The organism is Microbulbifer sp. ABH2_005 (assembly GCF_056160005.1).
The window spans coordinates 1-300 of the sequence record NZ_JBSWWI010000015.1 but is presented as its reverse complement, the minus strand read 5'-3'; the positions used below and the strand labels follow the sequence as shown (position 1 = coordinate 300).

The window sequence follows — 300 nt, the reverse complement described above, 5'->3', positions numbered from 1 at the left end:
GCGGCGCAGCCACCTCTGAAGTCAGTGACCAACAATGGCAGTTAGTATCCGCCGATAATGAAGTTGAGCATTCAGGCATTACCTTTGCAGGAATGCATAGTCTGACGGGTGGTAATAACACCCTCGCTGGTGCTGCTGATAAAGGAGACAGCTATCAGCTTTCCCTGACAGGCGATATCACCGTTGACTCCATGATCTTTAAAGGTATTCGCACAGTAAATGCGAATACTGTTAGTAGTAGTTATACGGATACAGTCGGTGCAACCGGTGCAGTTACTCTTCAAGGTAATAATGCCTTTG

Annotated in this window: 1 protein-coding gene; it reads left to right on the top strand. The window is 47.0% G+C overall.

What is annotated here, in order from left to right:
• On the top strand, positions 1–300 hold a 300-nt coding region (locus ACXAFI_RS20045; protein WP_475110178.1), incomplete at both ends, for a hypothetical protein.